The sequence below is a fragment of the Moorena sp. SIO2C4 genome (assembly GCF_010672485.1).
Taxonomy (GTDB): domain Bacteria; phylum Cyanobacteriota; class Cyanobacteriia; order Cyanobacteriales; family Coleofasciculaceae; genus Moorena; species Moorena producens.
Genome location: NZ_JAAHGN010001562.1, coordinates 1 through 1,100, shown reverse-complemented (window position 1 = coordinate 1,100; position 1,100 = coordinate 1). Strand labels below are relative to the sequence as shown.

Annotated in this window: 1 protein-coding gene and 1 pseudogene; both read left to right on the top strand. The window is 48.5% G+C overall.

What is annotated here, in order from left to right; all coding sequences use genetic code 11:
• Positions 1-606, top strand: a 606-nt coding sequence (locus tag F6K20_RS39510) for an RNA methyltransferase (RefSeq protein WP_287298594.1), incomplete at its 5' end; no start/stop codon positions are given.
• 232 nt (positions 607-838) lie between these two features.
• Positions 839-1,100: pseudogene (locus F6K20_RS39505) on the top strand (hypothetical protein); the annotation flags it as partial.

Sequence of the window (1,100 nt, the reverse complement as noted above, 5' to 3'; positions counted from 1 at the left end):
GTAGCAACCATACCAGATGGCTTAGTCGGGTGTCAAAGAGCGATCGCAACCACCGCTCGTAGCCGCGCCATCCCCACTACTCTCGAACATCCCAGAACCGCCTTACCCTGGTTATTGTCAGCTGGCGTAACCTCTGCCCTGATTTTTGGGCCTGAATCTAGGGGATTGAGCAATGATGAACTCAATCATGCTCAGCGGTTTGTCCGGATTCCCACTAGTTCCACCTATCCAGTCTTAAACCTAGCCCAAGCCGTAACAGTGTGCTGTTATGAACTTTATCAATATCAACTTTATCAAAGTACACACCAGCCATCACCCGTCCCAAGTCAACCCTTATCCCCCGCTCCCCCCTACCAAGATTCTGCTCCTTTGGACCTGATAGAACGCTACTCTAACCATCTAGAAGCCCTACTATTGAAAATTGGTTATCTTTACCCCCATACCAAAGCAGCACGGATGGAAAAGCTGCGACGTCTATTAAACCGAGCAACCCCCACCACAGAAGAGATCAACATGCTCAGAGGAATGGTCCGCCAGGTAGAATGGGCGCTACAATTTTTGCCAAAGTCTGGGGTAGATGATCCATCAAAACCAAACCAGTCCTAAAATAGGCTTGCATAGGTTCTATTGGAGGTGTGATAGATGGGCGCTTCAACTGTTGATACTAGATCAAAACTCTGTAATCGGAAGACTCAAGAAAAACTGAAAGGGAACCTTGATAGCGCTACATTCATTAAAGTTCTCTCCCTTATGATTAGACCATACTCAGAAAATTCCGAGAACTAGCAGATTGTTTCGGGTTTTATGTATCTGGTAAACCTCAGCCTAAGATTCAGCAGTGGAAAAACAACAGAAACCAACCTCCTCCCGCCGCCGCCCGCGTCGCCACGTTAGCAAACAGCCACAAACTAAGGACATTAAACCCTCCAAATCCCAACCAAAACAGAAAGCGCGCCGCCAAAGCTCATCCGCAAAATCACATAAATCTCGGTCAACCCCGCCACCTACCCCCCGTACCCGTGCTCGTCTATCCCGTTCACCAAACCCTTCTACAATTCGCTCCAGTCAATCCCAACTGAGGGTAGCATACCGAACACCCA